The organism is Streptomyces sp. NPDC091377, from assembly GCF_044757045.1.
In the GTDB taxonomy this organism is placed as follows: Bacteria; Actinomycetota; Actinomycetes; order Streptomycetales; family Streptomycetaceae; genus Streptomyces.
On the sequence record NZ_JBIVUE010000013.1, the window covers coordinates 12,096 to 30,299 of the forward strand.

Consider the following 18,204-nt stretch of genomic DNA (forward strand, 5'->3'; position numbering starts at 1 on the left):
CCGGAATCGCGCGACGACACCCTGAATGAACCAACGGACGGAATGGCCGAAATCCACCGAAGGAATTTCCCCCCGGAAAAACCGGACCGCACGAATTGGATTGCCGCACGTATTTCGGGGGATGGTTAATCCTCTGCGTACGGCCCCCGGGCGGAACAGGGAGGTACCGGCGGCGGGATGGCCGGGGACCAGGCCGCTGCGGCCGGTCCCGCCCGGGGTCCTGCGCTGCCAGGTATCTCGCCTTCTTCTCAGGGGTGAGGCTGCGCAGCCTGTTGAGGGGCAGTGCGGTGAGCAGGGCGGGTGGGGTGGCGCGGACAGCGCCGGGATCGGATCAGTCCAGGTGCCATACCTCTTGGAGGTCGGTCCACTGGCGTTCTTCAGGGGTGCCGGGCAGGCGTTCCTGGCAGGGGGCGGTGAGGGCCCACCATGCCTGGGTCTGCGGGTCGGCGGCGATGGTGGCGAGGTCGGCCGCGTGGTCGGTGCCGTGGTACTCGTAGTAGCCGAACAGGGTGTCTCCCAGCAGATGAATGCTGTAGTTGCGGATGTTCGCGGCGCGCAGGGCGTCCTCGACGGTCGGCCAGACGGCGGCGTGCAGACGCAGGTACTCGTCGCGGTGTTCGGGGCGCAGGCGGATCGTCTGAGCGATGCGCTTCATGGGAATCTCTCCTCGCGGTTCGGCGGGGTCGCCATAGGCGGGCAAGTGGGCCCGAGGTCGGCGCGGCCTCATGAGGGGTGGACGGGATGGGTGTCGCCACGCACCAGCGAGTCAGTGGCGGGGGTCGGTGTCGAGCGTCATCACGGGCCGGTCGTTGCCGGAACAGGGAGTGGTCCGGGCCGCGTGGCGAGGCGGTGCCTGCCGCCTACCGTCGGCGCTCATGTCGCCGCGACCTCCGTCACAGCCGTCACAGCCGTCACCGAGGCCGGTCAACGGGGGAAGTCTCCCGAGCGCTACCACCGACAGCGGGGCCGACCAGGCGGTCACCTGCTCGTCCGAGGTGCTGAGGGCCGTTGCTGTGGAGGAGTTCGGACAGGCCCGAACTGCGGGGGGAGATCGCTCCAGCAGCGCTTGTCACTTCCCCGGCGTCGCGCTCTGCGAGCCGGATTCGGTGGAGCGCAGATGCTCCCTCAACCACTGCTCGGTGTTGCTCACGTGGATCAGCGCGGCGGCGTGACTGAGAAAGGCGTCCCGGCTCGACAGAGCGTTGAAGATCGCCTCGTGCTCGACCAGGGTCCGGCCCGCGGCCTGGTCGTCGACCAGTCCGCGCCAGATCCGGGCGCGCAGCGTGCGGCCGGAGATGGCCTCCAGCAGGGTCAGGAGCGACTCGTTGCCGGTGGCCGAGCTGACGGCACGGTGGAATGCGGCATCGTGGACGTTGAGCAGTTCGACGTCTTCACGTGCCTCGCGCATGGCGTCGAGGTGCCTTTTGACCTCGGCCAGTTGCTTGCTGGAGATCCGGGTGGCGGCCAGGGCGGTGGCGGCGGGTTCGAGGAGTCGACGTGCCTCCATCAGGTCCTGCAGGGCGGCTGAGTCTCCTTGCAGGAGTTCCATGGCCCCGCCGAGTCCTTCGAGGAGAAGGCTCGGCTGCAGACTGGTGACGTACGTGCCGTCGCCGCGCCGGACCTCCAGGATGCGGGCCACCGCCAGGGCCTTGACCGCTTCGCGGGCGAGGTTGCGCGACAGGCCCAGTTGTGCGGCCAGTTCGGGTTCCGGTGGGAGCTTCGATCCGGGAGGCAGCGCGCCGGTGCGGATGAGGTTCCGGATCTGCTCGATGGCCTTGTCCGTCAGTGACACGGTGCACTCCTCTCGTGAGCACTCGCGTGGGGCACATCCGGCCTGATGAGCCCTTGGTCTCGGAGATCGTCCCAGAGACCGGTGGGAATGGGTTGATGGTGGAGTTCCACGTTCCGTCTGACCTGTTCCGGGTTCCGCATACCGAGGGTGACATTGATGATACTAGGGTGGGTGTGCGGGAAGGCGATCGCCGCAGCCGGGAGGGTCGTTCCGTGCGCGGCGCAGACGTGGGCAATCGTCCGAGCCCGGTCGACCAGGGCCGGCGGAGCCTCCTCGTAGTCGTAGGTCATGCCCTGGGCGGGCCGGTCGTGTGAGAGCAGTCCCGAGTTGAACACGCCGACCGCCACTACGCTCTTGCCGAGTCCCTGCGCGGTGGGGAGGACGTCGTCGAGGGCGAACTGGTCGAGGAGGGTGTAGCGGCCGGCCAGCATCACCACGTCGGCGGCGGTCTCGCGCAGGAAGCGGGCGAGCATGGCCGATTGGTTCATGCCGGCGCCGATGGCACCGATGACACCTTGGGCGCGCAGTTCGGCCAGGGCGGGCATGGCCTCCTCGGCGGCCTGGTCGAAGTGGTCGTCCGGGTCGTGCAGGTAGACGATGTCCAGTCGGTCGAGGCCCGTGCGCTCCAGGGTCTCCTCGATCGAGCGGAGTACTCCCCCGCGGCTGAAATCCCACTGCCTGCGCAGGTCGTCCCGCACGACGAACCCCTCGTCGTCCGTGCCGCGTGGTTGCTCATTGGGCACGAGCAGGCGACCCACTTTGGAGGAGACGACGTAGTCGTCCCGTGGTCGGCCTCGCAGGGCTTTGCCCAGGCGCAGCTCGGAGAGGCCGAGCCCGTAGTGAGGTGCTGTGTCGAAGTAGCGGACACCGGCCTCCCAGGCCGCCTCGACTGCGGCTGTCGCGTCGTGGGCGGGGGTGACCCGGTGCAGGTTGCCGATGGCGGAGGCGCCGAAGCCGAGTGCGGTCAGCTCGACAGGGGTGTTCGTGATCGTTCGACGTCCGATGGGTAGGTGTCTCACCTGTGCTCCTCCGAGGGGTGCGGGTGGCGCGGCCGTTCAGCGTCTGACTGCGGCCGGGGCGCCGGCCATGAGGGCCTCGACCTCGGCGAGCGAGGCCATGGAGACATCACCGGGTGTGGTCATGGCGAGAGCGCCGTGCGCCGTGCCGTAGGCCAGTGATCGTTCGAGGTGCGTGGCTGTCAGTGGGCCGGGCCATGCGTCGTCTGCGGTCAGCAGGCCGTAGATCAGACCGGCGGCGAAGCCGTCGCCGGAACCGATGCGGTCCAGGATGTTCAGACCGGGCATCTCCGGGCCGGCGACGAAGCCCGTTTCTGCGGACCAGGCGGCCGACGACCAGTCGTTCACACCCGCCGAGTGCACGTGGCGCAGGGTCGTCGCCAGCACCCTGGCCGCCGGGACCTTGCTTGACACTTCCGCGAGTGCGTCCGCCGCCGACTCGGCACAGACGCGCAGATCACCCGGGCGCGGTCCGGCCAGGCCCAAGGCGCCCACCACGACATCGGCGTGCCGGGCCAGCCGCAGGTCGGTCTCGCGGGCTCGGCCGGGGCCGCCTCGTGCGTCCCAGAGGCTGGGGCGGTAGTTGGGGTCGTAGGAGACGGTGACACCGTGCCGTCGTGCGGCCGTCATCGCCTCTTCCGCTACGTCGGCTGTTGTCTCGGACAGTCCGGCGAAGATGCCGCCCGTGTGGAACCAGCGTGGGCCCGCCGCGAAGGCCGCGTCCCAGTCGATGTCACCTGCGCGTAGCTGGGATACGGCCGTATGCGCTCGGTCGCTGACCCCCAGGGCGCTGCGGATGCCGAAGCCGCGCTCGACGAAGTTCAGCCCGTTGCGGGCGGTGTGGCCGATGCCGTCACCGGGCGCCCAGCGGACAAGTGAGGTGTCGACGCCGCCTTGCAGGATCAGGTCCTCGACGAGCCGGCCCACCTGGTTGTCGACCAGCGCGGTCACGACGGAAGCAGGCAGACCGAAGCAGCGGCGCAGGGCGCGTACGACGTTGTACTCACCGCCGCCCTCCCACACCTGGAAGGAGCGTGCGGTGCGGATGCGCCCTTCGCCCGGGTCGAAGCGGAGCATCACCTCGCCCAGCGCCATCACGTCGATCCCTCGGAGGGTCATCGCATGCTCCGTTCCACGGCTGCGGCGGTCAGCCGCCGGATCTCGCGGTAAGCTCCGCGCTCCTGATGGGCGGCGGTGGCCATCCAACTGCCGCCGACGGCGAGGACCGCGGGTTCGGTGAGGTAGTCGGTGAGGAGGTCGGCGCCGATGCCTCCGGTCGGAACGAATCGCACGTGCGGGAAGGGGGCCGCGAGCGCCCGTAGGGCGCGGATACCGCCGAGCGGCTCGGCGGGGAACAGTTTGACCGTGTCGAGACCTGCCCGCAGGGCGCGCATCAGCTCGGTGGCGGTGGCGACGCCCGGCACGCAGGGCACGTCCAGCTTCCGGCATGCCGCGACGACGTCCGCGGCGTAGCCGGGCGAGACGATGAAGCGGGCTCCCGCCGCCACGGCACGTTCCGCCTGTTCAGGGGTGAGGACCGTACCGGCGCCGAGCGTGAGTCCGCCGTGCGCCGCCATCGCCTTGAGGGCGTGCTCGGCGTCGGCGGTGCGGAGCGTGACCTCGGCACACCGGGCGCCGCCCGCCACGAGCGCTTCGGTGAGCGGACCGGCGTTCGCCGCGGACGGGACGGTCAGTACCGGCATGATCCGGGCGCCGGACAGGAAGGCGGCCGAGTCGACGGTCATCGGCCCAGCCATCCGCCGTCGACGGGCAGGACGGTGCCGTGGACGTAGGCGGCGGCGTCCGAGGCGAGAAAGACGGTGGCGCCCGCCAGATCGTCGGCGCCGCCCCACCGTCCGGCCGGGATACGATCGAGGATCGCCTTGCTGCGCGCCGCGTCGTCCCGCAGGGCCTGGGTGTTGTCGGTGGCGATGTAGCCCGGAGCGATGGCGTTGACATTGACGCCGCGCGGTGCCCATTCGTTGGCGAGGGCCTTGGTCAGCCCGGCGACACCGTGCTTGGCGGCGGTGTAACCGGGGACGGTGATGCCACCCTGGTGGCTGAGAAGCGACGCCGTGAAGATGATCTTGCCGCGACCGCGGGCCACCATGGCCGCGCCGACCGCCCGGCTGAGCGCGAACTGCGCACTGAGGTTGACCTGGAGCACCAGCTCCCAGTCCGCGTCCGGATGTTCGGCTGCCGGAGCGCGGCGGATGGTGCCCGCGTTGTTCACCAGGATGTCCACCGGCCGTTCGCGTCCGGCGAGATCCGCGCCCAGAGCCCGTACGGCCCCGGGATCGGCGAAATCGGCTCGGATCGCCTCGAAGGCGCGGCCTGCGGCCACCACATCCCTCTCCACGCCGCTCCCGGATGCCTCCAGCGTGGCGCTGACGCCGATGACGTCCGCGCCGGCCTCGGCGAGCGCGCGGGCCATGGCCCGGCCGATACCGCGCCGGGCGCCGGTGACGACAGCGAGTCTGCCGGTGAGATCGAACGCGTTCATGCGGCTGCTCCCTGTGTGTCGTCCGTGCAGTCGACGAGGATCTTCATCACGTCTGTGCCGCTCTCCAGAGCCGCGAACGCCGACGGCGCCTCGGCGAGCGGCACGACCTTGCTGATCAGCCGGTCGGCGGGGACGGTGCCGTCGGCCACCAGTTCCGCCGCCTTCTCGAAGTCGGAGCGGTCGTACAACCGGGCTCCGACGAGGGTGAGTTCGCGCCAGAAGAAGCGGTGGAGGTCGACCTCACGTGGCCGGGGGTGGATGGCCACAAGACACAGGCGGCCCCGTACGCCCAGCACTTCGACCGCGGTGTCCACCCCGCCCGCCGCGCCGGAGACCTCGAACGCGACGTCCGCGCCGGCGTCGCCGGTCCACTCCCGGAGCAGGTCAGGGACATGGACGGCGGCCGGGTCCCAGCCGACCAGACCCAGCTTCGCGGCGATCAGGCGCCGGTGAGCGCTGAGCTCCACCACCCGGACGTCGGCCCCCGCGGCCCGCGCGACCAGCGCGATGAGCACTCCGACGGGGCCCCCGCCGACCACGACGACCTTCTCGCCGTCGCGGACACCGGCCCGGCCGACATCGTGGACGGCGACCGCCGTGGGTTCGACGAGCGCTGCCCGGTCCAGGGAAAGGGACGGCGGCAGGCGGACGAGGGTGGCGGCGGGCACGGTCCAGCGCTGTTGCATCGCGCCCGGGGAGTCGATGCCGATGAAGTCGAGATGCTGGCAGACGTGCTGGTGGCCGGCCCGGCACGCGGGACAGGCTCCGTCCCAGCGTAGGGGCATCACGGTCACCGCGTCTCCGGGTGCCCAGCCCTCCACGCCCGGCCCGACCCGGACGACGCGCCCGGACATCTCGTGGCCGAGGACGGCGGGCGCATCCACCCGGGTGTCCATGTCGCCGTGGAAGATGTGCAGGTCGGTGCCGCAGATACCGACATAGGCGGGGGCCACCTCCACCTCGCCCGGGCCGGGGGCGGAGGGTTCGACAAGCGCTGTCTCCAGCGTGCGGGCGGCGGTGTATCGGACTGCGAGTGTCATCGTGGGGTCCTTTCAGCGCGGACGCCGACGGTCGGCAGCCGGTCCGCGCAGGTACGTACGGATGTCGGGGGTGACGTTCGCCTGTGCCGGCTCGTACGGGCGGCGTCGTGGAACGCGAGGCGGGCCCGGTCGAGTGCCGTGTCGGGTGCGAACGCCGGCTCTGAGTGGGGTCGGCATCGGCAGTCGCTCGGATTCGTCGTCGGACGGCACCGTCACGGCGCTGCCTCCACGGGCGGCGCACGCTGGGGTCGGCACCGGGCCGGACAGGGGCCGGGTCGCGGTGGACCGTCCTGTGCCGCGCGCGGGGTGGTCGCCGTCCGCCGGCCGAGGTCGTGCTCCGTGGCCGGTCACAGGGGAGTCGGGGACCCGGTGCGCAGGGGTCAGGTGCACGGTGGCGTCTCCTTCCTCTCTGCGGACTCCAGGCGATAGAAGGCGGTGGCGGTACCGGCGAGGATCGACGTGACCTCGGCGGCGGAACAGTCGCCGAGCAGTTCCTCGACGGTGGCGGCCCAGCGGTTCCAGCCGCCCGCGAGCCGGCAGACAGGCCAGTCGGAGCCGAACATCAGCCGGTCGGGCCCGAAGGCGGTCAGCAGGACGTCCCACGCCGGCCGGATGTCCTCGATCGTCCAATTCTCGTGATCGGCCTCGGTGACCAGCCCCGACACCTTGCAGGACACGTGGGGGTGCGCGGCCAACCGCCGTATGTCCCGTGCCCAGCCGTCCAGCTCACGCTCGGCGAGGGGCGGCTTGCCGGCGTGGTCGAGGACCAGCGGCAGCTGGGGAAGACGCTCAGCGAGGCGGACGGCCTGGGAGAACTGGTGGCTGCGGATCAGGATGTCGTAGCCGAGTCCCCGCTCGCCCACGGCCCTCAACCCCCGCTCCACGGAGGGCTGTTGCAGCCATTCGGGGTCGGGTTCGCCTTGGACGAGGTGCCGCAGGGCCCGCAGGTACCGGCCACCGGTCCCCGTCCGTAGTTCGTCGAGCACGTCACCGAGCGCCGGGGAGCTCAGGTCCGCCCAGCCGACGACGGCGTCGATGAGCGGATCCTCGTCGGCCAGGGTGAGGAGTTCGCGCGTCTCCGGCACGGACGCCACGCACTGGACGACCACGGTGGCGGTCAGCCGCCGTCCGGCGATCGTCCGGGTCGCGGTGGCGCGCAGGTCGTCGGGGGCGAAGGTGCGCCGGATGGTTTCGTGTCCGGGCGCGTCGAGCCAGGGCTGGGGGCGGCGGTCGAGGTTCCACACGTGGTGGTGGGCGTCGATCAGGGGCGGGTCAGACACGGGCGGACCAGACGGGGCCGTCGGGGTACGTGTACTCCTTGAGGGACTCCGGGTGCATCTGCGCGCTCAGCCCGGGGAGGGTGGGGGCGAGGTAATGGCCGTCGGCGATGCGGACGGGGTCGACGAAGTGCTCGTGCAGATGGTCGACGTACTCGATGACCCGGTCCTCGATCGTGCCGGAGACGGCGACGTAGTCGAACATCGACAGGTGCTGCACCATTTCGCACAGGCCCACGCCTCCGGCGTGGGGGCAGACCGGGACGCCGAACTTGGCGGCGAGCAGCAGGATGGCGAGGTTCTCGTTGACGCCGCCGACCCGTGCCGAGTCGATCTGTACGATGTCGACCGCTCCCGCCTGGAGGAGTTGCTTGAAGACCACCCGGTTGGCGACGTGTTCGCCGGTGGCGACCTTGATGGTGCCGAGGGCCTTGCGGACCGCCGCGTGGCCGAGGATGTCATCCGGGGAGGTGGGCTCCTCGATCCAGTACGGCTGGTAGGGGGCGAGTGCGCGCATCCAGTCGATGGCGGGCCGGACGTCCCACCGCTGGTTGGCGTCGACCGCGATGCGTATCCCGTCTCCGACCGCGTCGCGGGCGGTGCGCATACGCCGTACGTCGTCCTCAAGGGAGGCGCCGACCTTCAGCTTGATCTGGGTGAAGCCGTCGGCAACAGCCTCCCTGGCCAGGCGGGCCAGTTTCTCGTCGGAGTAGCCGAGCCAGCCGGGGGTGGTGGTGTAGGCGGGGTAGCCGTGCTCCAGCAGATGGGCGACGCGCTGTGCGCGGCCTGCTTCGGCGCGGCGCAGGATGTCCAGGGCGTCTTCGGGGGTGAGGGCGTCGCTGAGCCAGCGGAAGTCGACCTGGGCGACGAGTTGTTCGGGCGACATCTCACTGAGGAATTGCCAGACGGGCTTCGCGGCGCGCTTGGCGGCGATGTCCCAGGCGGCGTTGACGACGGCTCCGGTGGCCATGTGGATGGCGCCCTTCTCCGGTCCCAGCCAGCGCAGTTGGGGGTCGTGGACCAGGGTGCGGGAGAAGGCACCCAGGTCGCCGCAGACTTCGTCGACGGACAGGCCGACGACGTGGGGGGCGAGGGCGGCGATGGCGGCGGCCTGCACGTCGTTGCCGCGACCGGTGGTGAAGGCCAGTGCGTGGCCCTCCAGTCCGTCGTCGGCGTCGGTGTGCAGGACGACGTAGGCGGCGGAGTAGTCCGGTTCGGGGTTCATCGCGTCGGACCCGTCCAGGTCCTCGGACGTGGGGAAGCGTACGTCGAGGACGTCCAGGGCGGTGATGCGGGCGGATGCCCGGGGATGGGACGAGGCGTGGGACATGGCAACTCCTTTGGGGCGGGGGGACGGGAGCCCCGCAGCGAGAGAGGAAAGGCGGGAGGAGTCCGGCGGCCACGAGGCCGGTCGTGAGCCGTGCGGCGGCCGTCCGGTTCACTCCTGGACCTTGCCGCCCGTGATGCGCGAGAGGGTCAGGGCAAGCAGGATGATCAGGCCGTTGAGGGCTCCGATCCACTGGGCGGGCACGCCGGCCAGGGTCAGCACGTTCTGGATCATGAAGAGGAGAAGGATGCCGCTGAAGGCGCCGAACATGGTGCCCTTGCCGCCGTTGAGACTGATTCCGCCGATGACGGCGGCGGCGAAGACGGTGAAGATGTAGCCGTTGCCCTGCGCGGAGGCGACAGAGGCGAGCCGTCCGGAGAGCAGGAGGCCGGCGAGGGCGGCGAGCACGCTGCCGGAGACGATGACGATCCACAGCACGCGGTCGGTGCGGATACCGGCGGCCTTCGAGGCATCGACGTTGCCACCGATGGCGTACAAGGAGCGGCCGAAGCTGGTCCAGCCGAGGACGACTATGGCGACGGCGAACAGGATGAGGCAGATCCAGATGGAGGCGGGTACGCCGAACCACTGGGCGGTGCCCAGGTAGAGCATGGACTCCGGCAGCCGGAAGAACGTCTGGCCGCCGGAGATACCGGTGAGGACGCCGCGCAGCACGATCAGCATGCCGAGTGTGACGATGAAGCCGTTGAGGCCGAAGCGGATGATCAGCAGAGCGTTGACCACGCCGATGAGGGCGCCGACGGCGAGCGTGACGGGAATGGCCCAGGCGCCGGGGAGGAGGCCGAGGCCGTGTCCGGCGCCGGTCGGCACGACCAGCCAGGCCGCGACTCCGGGGGCGAGGCCCATGGTGGATTCCAGCGAGAGGTCCATCTTCTTGACGATCAGGACCATCGTCTGGGCGAGGACCAGAAGGGCGATCTCAGACATGGTCTGCAGGACGTTGATCAGGTTGTCCGGCTGCAGGAAGACCGGGTTGACGATCTGGCCGACGATCGCGATGGCGACGATGGCGGGGACGAGAGCGAGGTCGCGCAGCCGGGCCAGCGGTATCCGGCCGCCGAACAGTCCCGTTCGCTTCGGCCGCGGCTCGTCGTCCTGGTGGGCGGGCGTGGCCGCGAGGACGGTTTCAGGCATTGAGGTCCACTCCTTCCATCGCGGCCACGAGGTCGTGGTCGTGCCAGCCGCGGGTGATCTCGGTCGTCACTCGGCCCTGGAACATCACCAGGACCCGATCGCACATGCGCAGGTCGTCGAGTTCGTCGGAGGCGATGAGCACTCCTGTCCCGGCACCCGCGGTCTCCTCGACCTTGCCGAGGAGGAATTCCTTGGAGCGCACGTCCACGCCCGCGGTCGGGTTGATCAGCACCAGCAGGCGTGGATCATCGGCGAGGGCGCGGGCCATGACGACCTTCTGCTGGTTCCCCCCGGACAGCGCGGAGACAGGCTGGTCCGGGCCGGGGGTCTTGATCTCCAAGTTCTCGATCATGCCCTCGGCGATCCGGTCCCGGCGGCTGCGGCTCAGCAGTCCGTTGCGCCCGAGTCGGCCGGGCACGGACAGTGTGACGTTGTCCGCGATGGACATGTCGGGCACGAAGCCCTGGTGGTGCCGGTCCTGCGGGACGAAGCCGGCGCCCGCGGCGAGTGCGGCGGGTACGCTTCCCCGCCGTGGCCGCGTCCCGGCGATCTCCACGTCCCCGGTTCCGGGCGCGCGCAGTCCTATGACGGTCTCGGCGATCTCCGTTCGGCCGCTGCCGGTCGCCCCCGCCAGGCCGACGATCTCGCCGGCGCCCACCTGGAAGGTGACGTCGCTGTAGGTGTCGCCGCTGATGGCCTTCACCCGCAGCGCGGCCGGGGCGGTGGAGTCGAGCGTGCTCGCCCGCTCCTGCTGTCGGTCCCCGGCGGCCTCGCCGGTCATGGCGGCGACGAGCTCGGTGCGGGGGAGGTCCGCGACCGGTGCCGTCAGGATGTGCCGGGCGTCCCGGAACACCGTCACCATGTCGCAGATCTCGTAGACCTCCTGAAGGTGGTGACTGATGAACAGGAAGGTCACGCCCTGCCGCTGCAGGTCACGGATGCGGTCGAACAGCCGGTTGATCGCGGCCCCGTCCAGTTGGGCGGTCGGTTCGTCGAGGATGATGAACCGGGCGCCGAAGGACAGGGCACGGGCGATCTCCACGAACTGCCGTTGTTCCACGCTGAGATCGCCGGCCAGGGTCTGCGGGCTGACCTCCACCGACCAGGTCGACAGCAGTTCCCCCGCCCGGCGGCGCACGCCCTGCCAGCTGATGAGCCGACCGCGGCCGTGGTCGTGCCGGTTCAGGAAGAGGTTCTCCGCGACGGTCAGGGTCGGGATGATCGTCGACTTCTGGTAGACGCAGGCCACGCGCCGCCGCCAGGCGTCGCGGTCGGTGAGCCTGGGTGCCGGACTTCCGCGGTACACGACCGTTCCCTCGTCGGGGGCTTGCAGTCCGGTGAGGACAGACACCAGGGTCGACTTGCCGGCTCCGTTGCGACCGACCAGGGCGTGGGTCTCACCGGGCCTGATGGTGATCCCGGCGCCGTTCAGGGCCACCGTCGGACCGAATCGCTTGACAATGCCCGTCGCCTCGACGACGGGCGGGTCCGTCGGGACCCGCCCGCCGTGCGCCGGGGCGGAGGCGGGGGGGACCACTCGCTCCCCATCGCTCATCTCAACCGCCTTGTTCTCGTGGACCGCTGATGTGATGACGCACCGTCAGTTGATGTTGTTGCCCCAGAGCGACTTGTCGCCGCTCTTGAGGCTGGGGACACCGCCGTAGGTAGCTCCGTCGGCCGTCACGAGCGGGGCGGAGAGCTGGTCCTCCAGCAGACCCTCGCGCACCTGGACGATGGTGCTGTCGTGGTCGGTCTTGCCGGGCTTGAAGGTCTTCCCGTCGATCGCCGCCTTCAGGTAGTACAGGGCGAACTTGGCGTACAGGTCGGCCGGCTGGGAGACCGTGGCGTCGATCTTCCCTTCGGCGATGGACTTCAGCTCCTCGGGGATGCCGTCGTTGGAGACGACGAAGACGTGCTTCTTGTCCTCGGGCCCGACCAGCAGGCCCTTCTGCTTGAGCACCTGGAGCGTGCCGGACAGCGCGAAGCTCGACTGCATGTAGATGCCCTTGATGTCCGGGTTGGCCGTCAGGTCGGCCTGCAGCTTCTGCGCGGCGACGGCACCGTCCCAGTTGGTGGCCTCGCCGAACACCTTGATGTCCGGGTAGCTCTTCTTCATGCAGTCGTTGAACGCCTCGGTGCGGTCACGGCCGTTGATGGAGTCGAGGCCACCCTGCAGCATCACGACCTTGCCCTTGCCGCCGAGCTTGGTGCCGAGGAACTGGCACGCCTTCTCGCCGTAGGCCCGGTTGTCGGCCCGCACCACCATGAAGACGTCTCCGCTGTCCGGGCGGGTGTCGACGGTGACGACCGGGATCTTCTTCGCCTGCAGTTGCGCCAGGGTCGGAGCGATGGCCGCGGTGTCCTGCGGGGCCATCGCCACCCCCTTGACGTTCTGGCTGATGAACGTCTGCGCGTTGGCGGTGAGCTTGGCGACGTCGTTCTGCGAGTTGGTGGTCTTGAGGGACAGGCCGAGCTCCTTCGCGGACTCCGGCGTGTACTTGATGTAGGAGTTCCAGAAGTCGGTGTCGGAGCGCGGGTAGTCGACGCCGACCAGCGGTGTGGCGCTCGACGACGCCGAGGTACCGGAGCCGCCGCAGGCACTGAGAAGCGCCAATGCGGACAGGGCGGAGGCGGTGGAACAAAGGGCGGTTCTGAGTCTCATCCGAACTTCCTCGCGCTGGTCCCGAAGCGGGAGAGGTTTCGCTGCGATGACAACCGTGTGTCGCCGCGCCGAAGTGATGGGATGTATGTATAGGCGCGAGACGGCCACACTGTCTAGACCCTGAGATATCTGTGATCAAAACTCGACTCTTGGGCCGAACGGAGCCGCAGACGATCTCGATCAATGGAGATACATCCCACCAATCGCATCGTGAGTCGGAGAGCAATCGACTGATCCAGCCTCGGCAGACATGCCATGTCTGAACAGGAAGAGGTAGGTCAAGCATCAACGAAAGCGACAATTCTGCTACGCAGGAGGCGCTTTCATCCCCGCACACCCGTTGACATCCCGGGTCACATGGCTGACCTTTATGCCTACACCGCCGATGCCCCCAGACCCGGCCGGTCGTGCCGGTCGCGCATCGCGCTTCATCGGCTCAGCGGCAAGGGCCCGGCCGTCGCGAGTCGCCGGGACGGCCGACGGAGGGAAGACCGCCCCAGCCCTCTCCTCCAACGCGACCGACCGACAACGGACGACGCCGCTGCCCTGGAGATCCACCCGCCACGCGCCGTGCCACCACCCCCGCGCGCCGCCACAACTGGCGCCCCAGCGACCGAACACCTCCCTGATCGGGTCCGTCCAGGACCTGACGGGCCGGTAGCTCTCACCGCCCGCACCGCACCACCAGCTGACATACCACCGTCAGCGCCGTTACGACTGGCAAGGAGCCCTCCATGTCCCACAGACCCCCGGCCCCCCAAGGACCCGACCCCGCGGCCGGCGATCCGGCGATCGCCGCCAGTGAGCCGTCGACGGCGGCATCCGGGTTCTCCCGCCGGAACTTCCTCGCCGCCACCGGCCTCACGGTGGCGGCGGCCGCTCTCCCGGCCGTGGGCGGATTCGCGCCCGCCGCCATGGCCGCCGACGCCCAGTCCGACCTGGCGCGGATCGCCGATCTGAGGTTCGGCATGTTCAACCACTTCAACCTCGGCACGTTCACCGAACAGGAATGGGCCGGTCCCGGCCAGAGTCCGATGATCTTCGCGCCGCCGAGCGTGGACTGCGGCCAGTGGGCGGACGCCGCCGCCGCGGCGAAGATGACCTTCGGCGTTCTGACGACCAAGCACCACGACGGCTTCTCACTGTGGCCGACGGCCTTCGGCACGCAGAACGTCATGCACTCCGGGTACCGCCAGGACATCGTGCGGCAGTACGCCGACGCGTTCCGGGCACGGGGCCTGAAGGTCGGTCTCTACTACTCGGTCTGGGACCGCACCCACAAGGTGGAGGCATACCATCCGGCCGGGACCACGATGGCCGTCGATCCCACCCAGGCCATCGAAGTCTCTGACATGACCGTGGTGCTCGGGCAGATCCGTGAGCTGCTGACGAACTACGGCACCATTGACATATTCGTCACCGACGGCTGGTCCTGGGAGATGGGCCAGCACGAGGTGTCCTACCAGCGCGTACGGGAGTTGGTGAAGTCCCTCCAGCCGAACTGTGTCATGGTCGACCACTCCGCCCTGACCGAGCCGTGGGTCGGCGACGCCATCTACTTCGAGGCCCCTCTCGGCGTTTGGTCGCCGGCGGACAACACCTACGCCTCGTTCCAGGGAGAGAAGATCTCCAACGGCTGGTTCTGGGACAGCAACACCCCGTACATCGTCCCGCGCAGCGTCACCAAGATCGTCAGGGACCTGCGGTACCTGGAACCGAAGTACACCTCGTACCTGCTGAACTGCCCTCCGAGCCAGCAGGGACGACTCGACAACAACATCGTTACCCGGCTTGCCGAGGTAGGGAAGGCATGGAGCCCGGACCTGAATCGCCCACCGCTTCCCGCGCAACCGCTACGCGTGGAGTGGCCCGTCTCGCCGGCGACCGTGCTCGCGTCCTCCCAGGACAGTGGATTCCGGCCCTACAGTGTGATCGATGCCCGCAACAGCATCAACCTCGAGTACCGCTGGGCCACGCATGCCCCGCTACCGCAGAGCGTCACGATCGACCTCGGCGGCGTATGGAGCAACATCTCCGCGCTCGAGTACCTGCCCCGCCAGCTCTACCTCGACGGCACCACCGCACCCAACGGCGCCATCACCGCCGCCACGATCTCCACCAGCACCGACGGCCTGAACTTCACTCCGGTGGCCACCGTGTCCTGGGCGGCCAATAAAAAGATGAAGTTCGTCGAGTGGCCCGCACGCAGCGCGGGGTACGTCCGGGTGACGGTCACCGCCGCCGCCGGCGGGTACGCCGACGTCAGTGGCCTGCACGTGGGCGGCCGCACCGCCAAGCCAGCACTCGTCTCGCAGGGGTACTTCGCCAACCCCCGACCTCACGGGATCACGGTCTCCTCCACCAACCTCGCGGTAGCCTCAGCCGCCGGCTCGGCAGACGGTACACCGGTTGTGCAGCAGCCCTGGACGCGCGACCACCACCAGAGATGGACGATCGAGCCCACCGGGGACGGCTTCTACCGGCTCCGCAACAACTTCACCACCAAGCTGCTCCAGGTCGATGTCCGCTCCCGCGACGCCGGCGCAACCGTCGACGTCCGGACCGACGCCGGCAAGTACCACCAGCACTGGGCGCTGACCCAGATCTCCACCGAGCACTACGTGATCACCAACCGGCACAGCCAGCTCGCGCTCACGGTCCCCAACGGGTCCACCACAGAGGGGGTCACACTCGAACAACGCCAGTACGACGACCTGCCCAACCAGAAGTGGAGGATCTTCAGAATCTGAGAGGGCTTGATCAGATCTGTCGCCGTGAAGTCGCGTTGACAGGCTGGACAAGAAGCGCCTGGGCCGCCACGACCTCCGGTGACGGCCCAGGCCGGTTCCGCGCCATCCGGGACACCGACCCGTGCTCCCGGAACGCGGAACGCGTCGGCCCCGGACATCAGGTGACGGTGATACACATCAGGCAGGCCGGTGAACGTACGGCCCTCCGAGCGCTCCCCACCCAGGGTCCCGTCCCGTCGCCCGGCGACCGTGCTCAACCCGCCGACACAGCTCGGCCGTACCCACCAGAGTCGTCGGTGGGATACTGGCCATCACGTTCGTACGCACATCGAGACCGTACGGCCTCCCGGGCAGGCCGTGCGACAGGCAACCCGCCCCCGGCCGAAGCCACCTACCTCGGTGGCGCCGCAGACCTCATGTCCGCACAAACGGATGCGCGCAGCACGACCACGCCTGTGCGAGGCCCCTCGCGCGGGTCCCCCTCGCCTGCCGCAGTCGAGGAGACAACGCCGTGCTCCGAAACGGCCATGCGGGCACCGGATGCTCGCCGGCAAGCCGGAGCGCGACGTACTCATGGGCGGCGCATTCGTGGGCGAGGCACTCGTGGGCGCCACCGGTACATTGCCGGCCGCACTCGCGCCGAACGCCGCGCTCACGCCGACAGGTGTCGTGATCGCCGGTCTCGGCACGTCCGTGTGCGCCCCGACCATCCTTTCCCTGGCCGGCGCAAGCGCCGACCGCCGTTCACGGGCATCCGCGGTCTCGGTCGTGACGACCCTGGGCTACTGCGGATTCCTGGTCGGCCCGGCGGCCGTCGGTCCCGCCGTGACGGCGACGAGCCTCGGATCTTAGGCCGCTCCCCCGGCGAACTACATTGCGGCGGGGGCGGGATCGGTGAACGAGATCGGCTTGCCGGTGGCGTGGGCATAGTCGATTTCCCTGCTCGTGGACTCGCCGATGTACCCGCCAGGGTTGACGACCAGAACCCGGTCTGCCAGGTCGATCTTGCGCAGGTGGAGGGCGTCCAGCGCCTTCTTCTGCTTGTCGGTGATCAACTCGTCTGCTTCGCCTGGCGCGACAACAATGATCCCGGCGAGGGTCAGATCGCGATTCACCGCACGCATCTCGTCCGCGAACCGGGTAGAGCCGCAGATGCAGACGATTTCAGGTCGGTCGGGCACAGCTCAGCCCTTCGCTCGAACGGGACACCGGGTGTGCACGTGGGTACTGTAGTTGGGCGGTGGCGCCCCTCAGCGATCCATCGGGAGAATGCCATCCAAGCCGCTCTCGGAGAGGATCTGTTGGACCGTGTCGTCCAGGGTGCTGGAAGCGTCGATAACGGTCTCCAGGCCGTTGGGGAGCAGGTCCTTGTCTCGGTACCAGTCGCGTAGGTGGCCCTCGTTGACGTGCGCGAGGTACTCGGCGTCCGGTTTCGTGGCGTGCCGGAGCACTGTCTCCTCGAAGGGCACGTGGAGGTAGTAGCACCGTGTGACGCCCTGGTGGGCGCGCACCAGGTCCTGGAGCATCGTGCCGTAGCGGTCGGCGTAAAGGATGCCTTCGACGATGACGTGGAAGCCGTGGTTCAGGGCGTAGCGGGCCGTGAGGTCGATCAGGCCGATGTTGGCGCCGCCGGGCCGGTCGCGTTCGCGCAGCACGATCCGGCGGAGGTTGTCCTGGGCGACAATGGCAAGGTTGCGCCCGAACCTTTCGCGCAGGCCGGCCGCGACGGACGACTTGCCCGAGGCGCTGTTGCCTCGGAGCACGATCAGGCGCGTGTCGCTGGTCCCCGCGGTGCCGTGCGCGGCCTCAGTCACCGCGGCTGACCTGGACGCGGTTCTCGTGAAAGTGCTCCCAGTCCATGACCAGGCGGAAGCGGCGGTGCGCCTCCAGGCGCTCTGCGTCGGCCGGCTCCTCGCCGCGCTGGAGACGGGCGTCGCTGGAGTGCACGAGTTCCGCGAGAGCGAGCCGGACGTCGCCGACGTCCTGGCCTGTGACTGCCGCAAGCAGGTCCAGGGAGGTGAGGGTCTCTGTCGGTTCACCCAGATCGTCGACCAGGTGGTCAATGAGGGTGTCGAGGAGCGGGCCGGTGCGCATCGTCCAGCGGATCCCGTCGAGACGCTCCGTGAGTTCGGGGTCCAAGGTCAGCAGGTCGGCGGGCAGCGGCAGCGCGGCGCGCATCGACCAGCGGGTGCCGTCCGGCGTCTCCTCGCGGCGGGCCAGGCCCCACGTCAAGTACAGCTCGGACAGGTCCCGCACGGTGGTGGGCAGCGGGAAGCCGGCTGTCGTCAGCATGGCGCTGAACTGCTCCAAGCGGGCCGCCCCGCATGCCTCGCGGCCCTCCGGCGCGGCCTCGTAGTCCCCTTCCTCGTCCGGCCAGGAGAAGGTGAGGGGACCGTCGAGGTCGCCGCCGATCATGTCCCGGTGCCCGTCGAAGATCTCGTGCACCAGGTCGTCCTGGTAGTCGGTGAAACCGGGCTGGCACGCCGTCCCGATCAGCATGGTCAGCGGGAAGCCCTGACGGGGCGGGATGTGCTCCCAGCCCGACACCCACCAGTCGTTGTGCACCGCCATGTCCCGGCGCGGTCCGGGAACAGACGCCTTCTCAGTCATCCGTAGCTCTTCCTCGAAACACCTCGATGCTCGCAGCGTACGCAGCGAGACGCGGCAGGTCCTCACGGACGT

At 69.4% G+C, this 18,204-nt stretch carries 17 protein-coding genes; 2 read left to right on the forward strand and 15 right to left on the reverse strand.

The features are described 5' to 3' along the window. Positions 1-331: 331 nt before the first annotated feature. The 12 genes from ACIQNG_RS26010 to ACIQNG_RS26065 form a co-directional block, all read right to left on the reverse strand. Positions 332-655, reverse strand: a complete 324-nt coding sequence (locus tag ACIQNG_RS26010) for an L-rhamnose mutarotase (RefSeq protein ID WP_401488250.1) — start codon at positions 653-655, stop codon at positions 332-334. A gap of 414 nt (positions 656-1,069) precedes the next feature. Beyond that, positions 1,070-1,792: a FadR/GntR family transcriptional regulator gene (locus ACIQNG_RS26015; protein WP_401488252.1), complete on the reverse strand. Its 723-nt coding sequence runs from the start codon at positions 1,790-1,792 to the stop codon at positions 1,070-1,072. Then, on the reverse strand, positions 1,783-2,811 hold the full coding sequence (locus ACIQNG_RS26020; protein WP_401488254.1) for an aldo/keto reductase: 1,029 nt from the start codon (positions 2,809-2,811) through the stop codon (positions 1,783-1,785). The genes ACIQNG_RS26015 and ACIQNG_RS26020 overlap by 10 nt, the downstream gene beginning before the upstream one ends. A gap of 36 nt (positions 2,812-2,847) precedes the next feature. After that, on the reverse strand, positions 2,848-3,927 hold the full coding sequence (locus tag ACIQNG_RS26025; RefSeq protein ID WP_401488256.1) for a PfkB family carbohydrate kinase: 1,080 nt from the start codon (positions 3,925-3,927) through the stop codon (positions 2,848-2,850). Further along, positions 3,924-4,553: a bifunctional 4-hydroxy-2-oxoglutarate aldolase/2-dehydro-3-deoxy-phosphogluconate aldolase gene (locus ACIQNG_RS26030; protein ID WP_401488258.1), complete on the reverse strand. Its 630-nt coding sequence runs from the start codon at positions 4,551-4,553 to the stop codon at positions 3,924-3,926. The genes ACIQNG_RS26025 and ACIQNG_RS26030 overlap by 4 nt, the downstream gene beginning before the upstream one ends. Next, the gene (locus ACIQNG_RS26035; protein WP_401488260.1) at positions 4,550-5,311 is read right to left on the reverse strand and encodes an SDR family oxidoreductase; all 762 of its coding nucleotides are present in this window, start codon (positions 5,309-5,311) and stop codon (positions 4,550-4,552) included. Before ACIQNG_RS26035 ends, ACIQNG_RS26030 begins: the two co-directional genes overlap by 4 nt. Beyond that, entirely contained in the window at positions 5,308-6,351 is a 1,044-nt protein-coding gene (locus ACIQNG_RS26040; RefSeq protein WP_401488262.1) for a zinc-binding dehydrogenase, read from the reverse strand. The genes ACIQNG_RS26035 and ACIQNG_RS26040 overlap by 4 nt, the downstream gene beginning before the upstream one ends. 380 nt (positions 6,352-6,731) lie before the next feature. Then, entirely contained in the window at positions 6,732-7,631 is a 900-nt protein-coding gene (locus tag ACIQNG_RS26045; RefSeq protein ID WP_401488264.1) for an amidohydrolase family protein, read from the reverse strand. Continuing rightward, positions 7,624-8,958 (reverse strand): enolase C-terminal domain-like protein, encoded by a 1,335-nt coding sequence (locus tag ACIQNG_RS26050; RefSeq protein WP_401488266.1) that lies wholly within the window; start codon positions 8,956-8,958, stop codon positions 7,624-7,626. Before ACIQNG_RS26050 ends, ACIQNG_RS26045 begins: the two co-directional genes overlap by 8 nt. A gap of 108 nt (positions 8,959-9,066) precedes the next feature. Further along, positions 9,067-10,110: an ABC transporter permease gene (locus tag ACIQNG_RS26055; RefSeq protein WP_401440627.1), complete on the reverse strand. Its 1,044-nt coding sequence runs from the start codon at positions 10,108-10,110 to the stop codon at positions 9,067-9,069. Then, the gene (locus ACIQNG_RS26060; RefSeq protein WP_401488268.1) at positions 10,103-11,665 is read right to left on the reverse strand and encodes a sugar ABC transporter ATP-binding protein; all 1,563 of its coding nucleotides are present in this window, start codon (positions 11,663-11,665) and stop codon (positions 10,103-10,105) included. Before ACIQNG_RS26060 ends, ACIQNG_RS26055 begins: the two co-directional genes overlap by 8 nt. 45 nt (positions 11,666-11,710) lie before the next feature. Next, complete coding sequence (locus ACIQNG_RS26065; RefSeq protein WP_401488269.1) at positions 11,711-12,772, reverse strand: sugar ABC transporter substrate-binding protein; 1,062 nt, start codon at positions 12,770-12,772, stop codon at positions 11,711-11,713. A 734-nt stretch (positions 12,773-13,506) separates the two neighbouring features. On the opposite strand from ACIQNG_RS26065, the gene ACIQNG_RS26070 reads away from it, so the two are divergent. Together ACIQNG_RS26070 and ACIQNG_RS26075 are read left to right on the forward strand one after the other, a co-directional pair. Beyond that, positions 13,507-15,522: an alpha-L-fucosidase gene (locus tag ACIQNG_RS26070; protein ID WP_401488271.1), complete on the forward strand. Its 2,016-nt coding sequence runs from the start codon at positions 13,507-13,509 to the stop codon at positions 15,520-15,522. Positions 15,523-16,062: 540 nt separating this feature from the next. After that, on the forward strand, positions 16,063-16,374 hold the full coding sequence (locus tag ACIQNG_RS26075) for a hypothetical protein (protein WP_401488273.1): 312 nt from the start codon (positions 16,063-16,065) through the stop codon (positions 16,372-16,374). Between the two features lie 17 nt (positions 16,375-16,391). On the opposite strand, the gene ACIQNG_RS26080 is transcribed toward ACIQNG_RS26075, so the two are convergent. The 3 genes from ACIQNG_RS26080 to ACIQNG_RS26090 form a co-directional block, all read right to left on the reverse strand. Further along, entirely contained in the window at positions 16,392-16,703 is a 312-nt protein-coding gene (locus ACIQNG_RS26080; RefSeq protein WP_401440637.1) for a hypothetical protein, read from the reverse strand. 69 nt (positions 16,704-16,772) lie between these two features. Beyond that, positions 16,773-17,336: an AAA family ATPase gene (locus ACIQNG_RS26085; RefSeq protein ID WP_401488275.1), complete on the reverse strand. Its 564-nt coding sequence runs from the start codon at positions 17,334-17,336 to the stop codon at positions 16,773-16,775. Further along, positions 17,329-18,132 (reverse strand): DUF6042 family protein, encoded by an 804-nt coding sequence (locus ACIQNG_RS26090; RefSeq protein ID WP_401488277.1) that lies wholly within the window; start codon positions 18,130-18,132, stop codon positions 17,329-17,331. The genes ACIQNG_RS26085 and ACIQNG_RS26090 overlap by 8 nt, the downstream gene beginning before the upstream one ends. Positions 18,133-18,204: the final 72 nt, after the last annotated feature.

Excerpts from the sequence above, each read along its gene's own strand:
- ACIQNG_RS26010 (WP_401488250.1), bottom strand. The coding sequence starts at position 655 with ATGAAGCGCATCGCTCAGACGATCCGCCTGCGCCCCGAACACCGCGAC.
- ACIQNG_RS26025 (WP_401488256.1), bottom strand. The coding sequence starts at position 3,927 with ATGACCCTCCGAGGGATCGACGTGATGGCGCTGGGCGAGGTGATGCTC.
- ACIQNG_RS26030 (WP_401488258.1), bottom strand. The coding sequence starts at position 4,553 with ATGACCGTCGACTCGGCCGCCTTCCTGTCCGGCGCCCGGATCATGCCG.
- ACIQNG_RS26035 (WP_401488260.1), bottom strand. The coding sequence starts at position 5,311 with ATGAACGCGTTCGATCTCACCGGCAGACTCGCTGTCGTCACCGGCGCC.
- ACIQNG_RS26040 (WP_401488262.1), bottom strand. The coding sequence starts at position 6,351 with ATGACACTCGCAGTCCGATACACCGCCGCCCGCACGCTGGAGACAGCG.
- ACIQNG_RS26050 (WP_401488266.1), bottom strand. The coding sequence starts at position 8,958 with ATGTCCCACGCCTCGTCCCATCCCCGGGCATCCGCCCGCATCACCGCC.
- ACIQNG_RS26055 (WP_401440627.1), bottom strand. The coding sequence starts at position 10,110 with ATGCCTGAAACCGTCCTCGCGGCCACGCCCGCCCACCAGGACGACGAG.
- ACIQNG_RS26060 (WP_401488268.1), bottom strand. The coding sequence starts at position 11,665 with ATGAGCGATGGGGAGCGAGTGGTCCCCCCCGCCTCCGCCCCGGCGCAC.
- ACIQNG_RS26065 (WP_401488269.1), bottom strand. The coding sequence starts at position 12,772 with ATGAGACTCAGAACCGCCCTTTGTTCCACCGCCTCCGCCCTGTCCGCA.
- ACIQNG_RS26070 (WP_401488271.1), top strand. The coding sequence starts at position 13,507 with ATGTCCCACAGACCCCCGGCCCCCCAAGGACCCGACCCCGCGGCCGGC.
- ACIQNG_RS26075 (WP_401488273.1), top strand. The coding sequence starts at position 16,063 with ATGCTCGCCGGCAAGCCGGAGCGCGACGTACTCATGGGCGGCGCATTC.
- ACIQNG_RS26090 (WP_401488277.1), bottom strand. The coding sequence starts at position 18,132 with ATGACTGAGAAGGCGTCTGTTCCCGGACCGCGCCGGGACATGGCGGTG.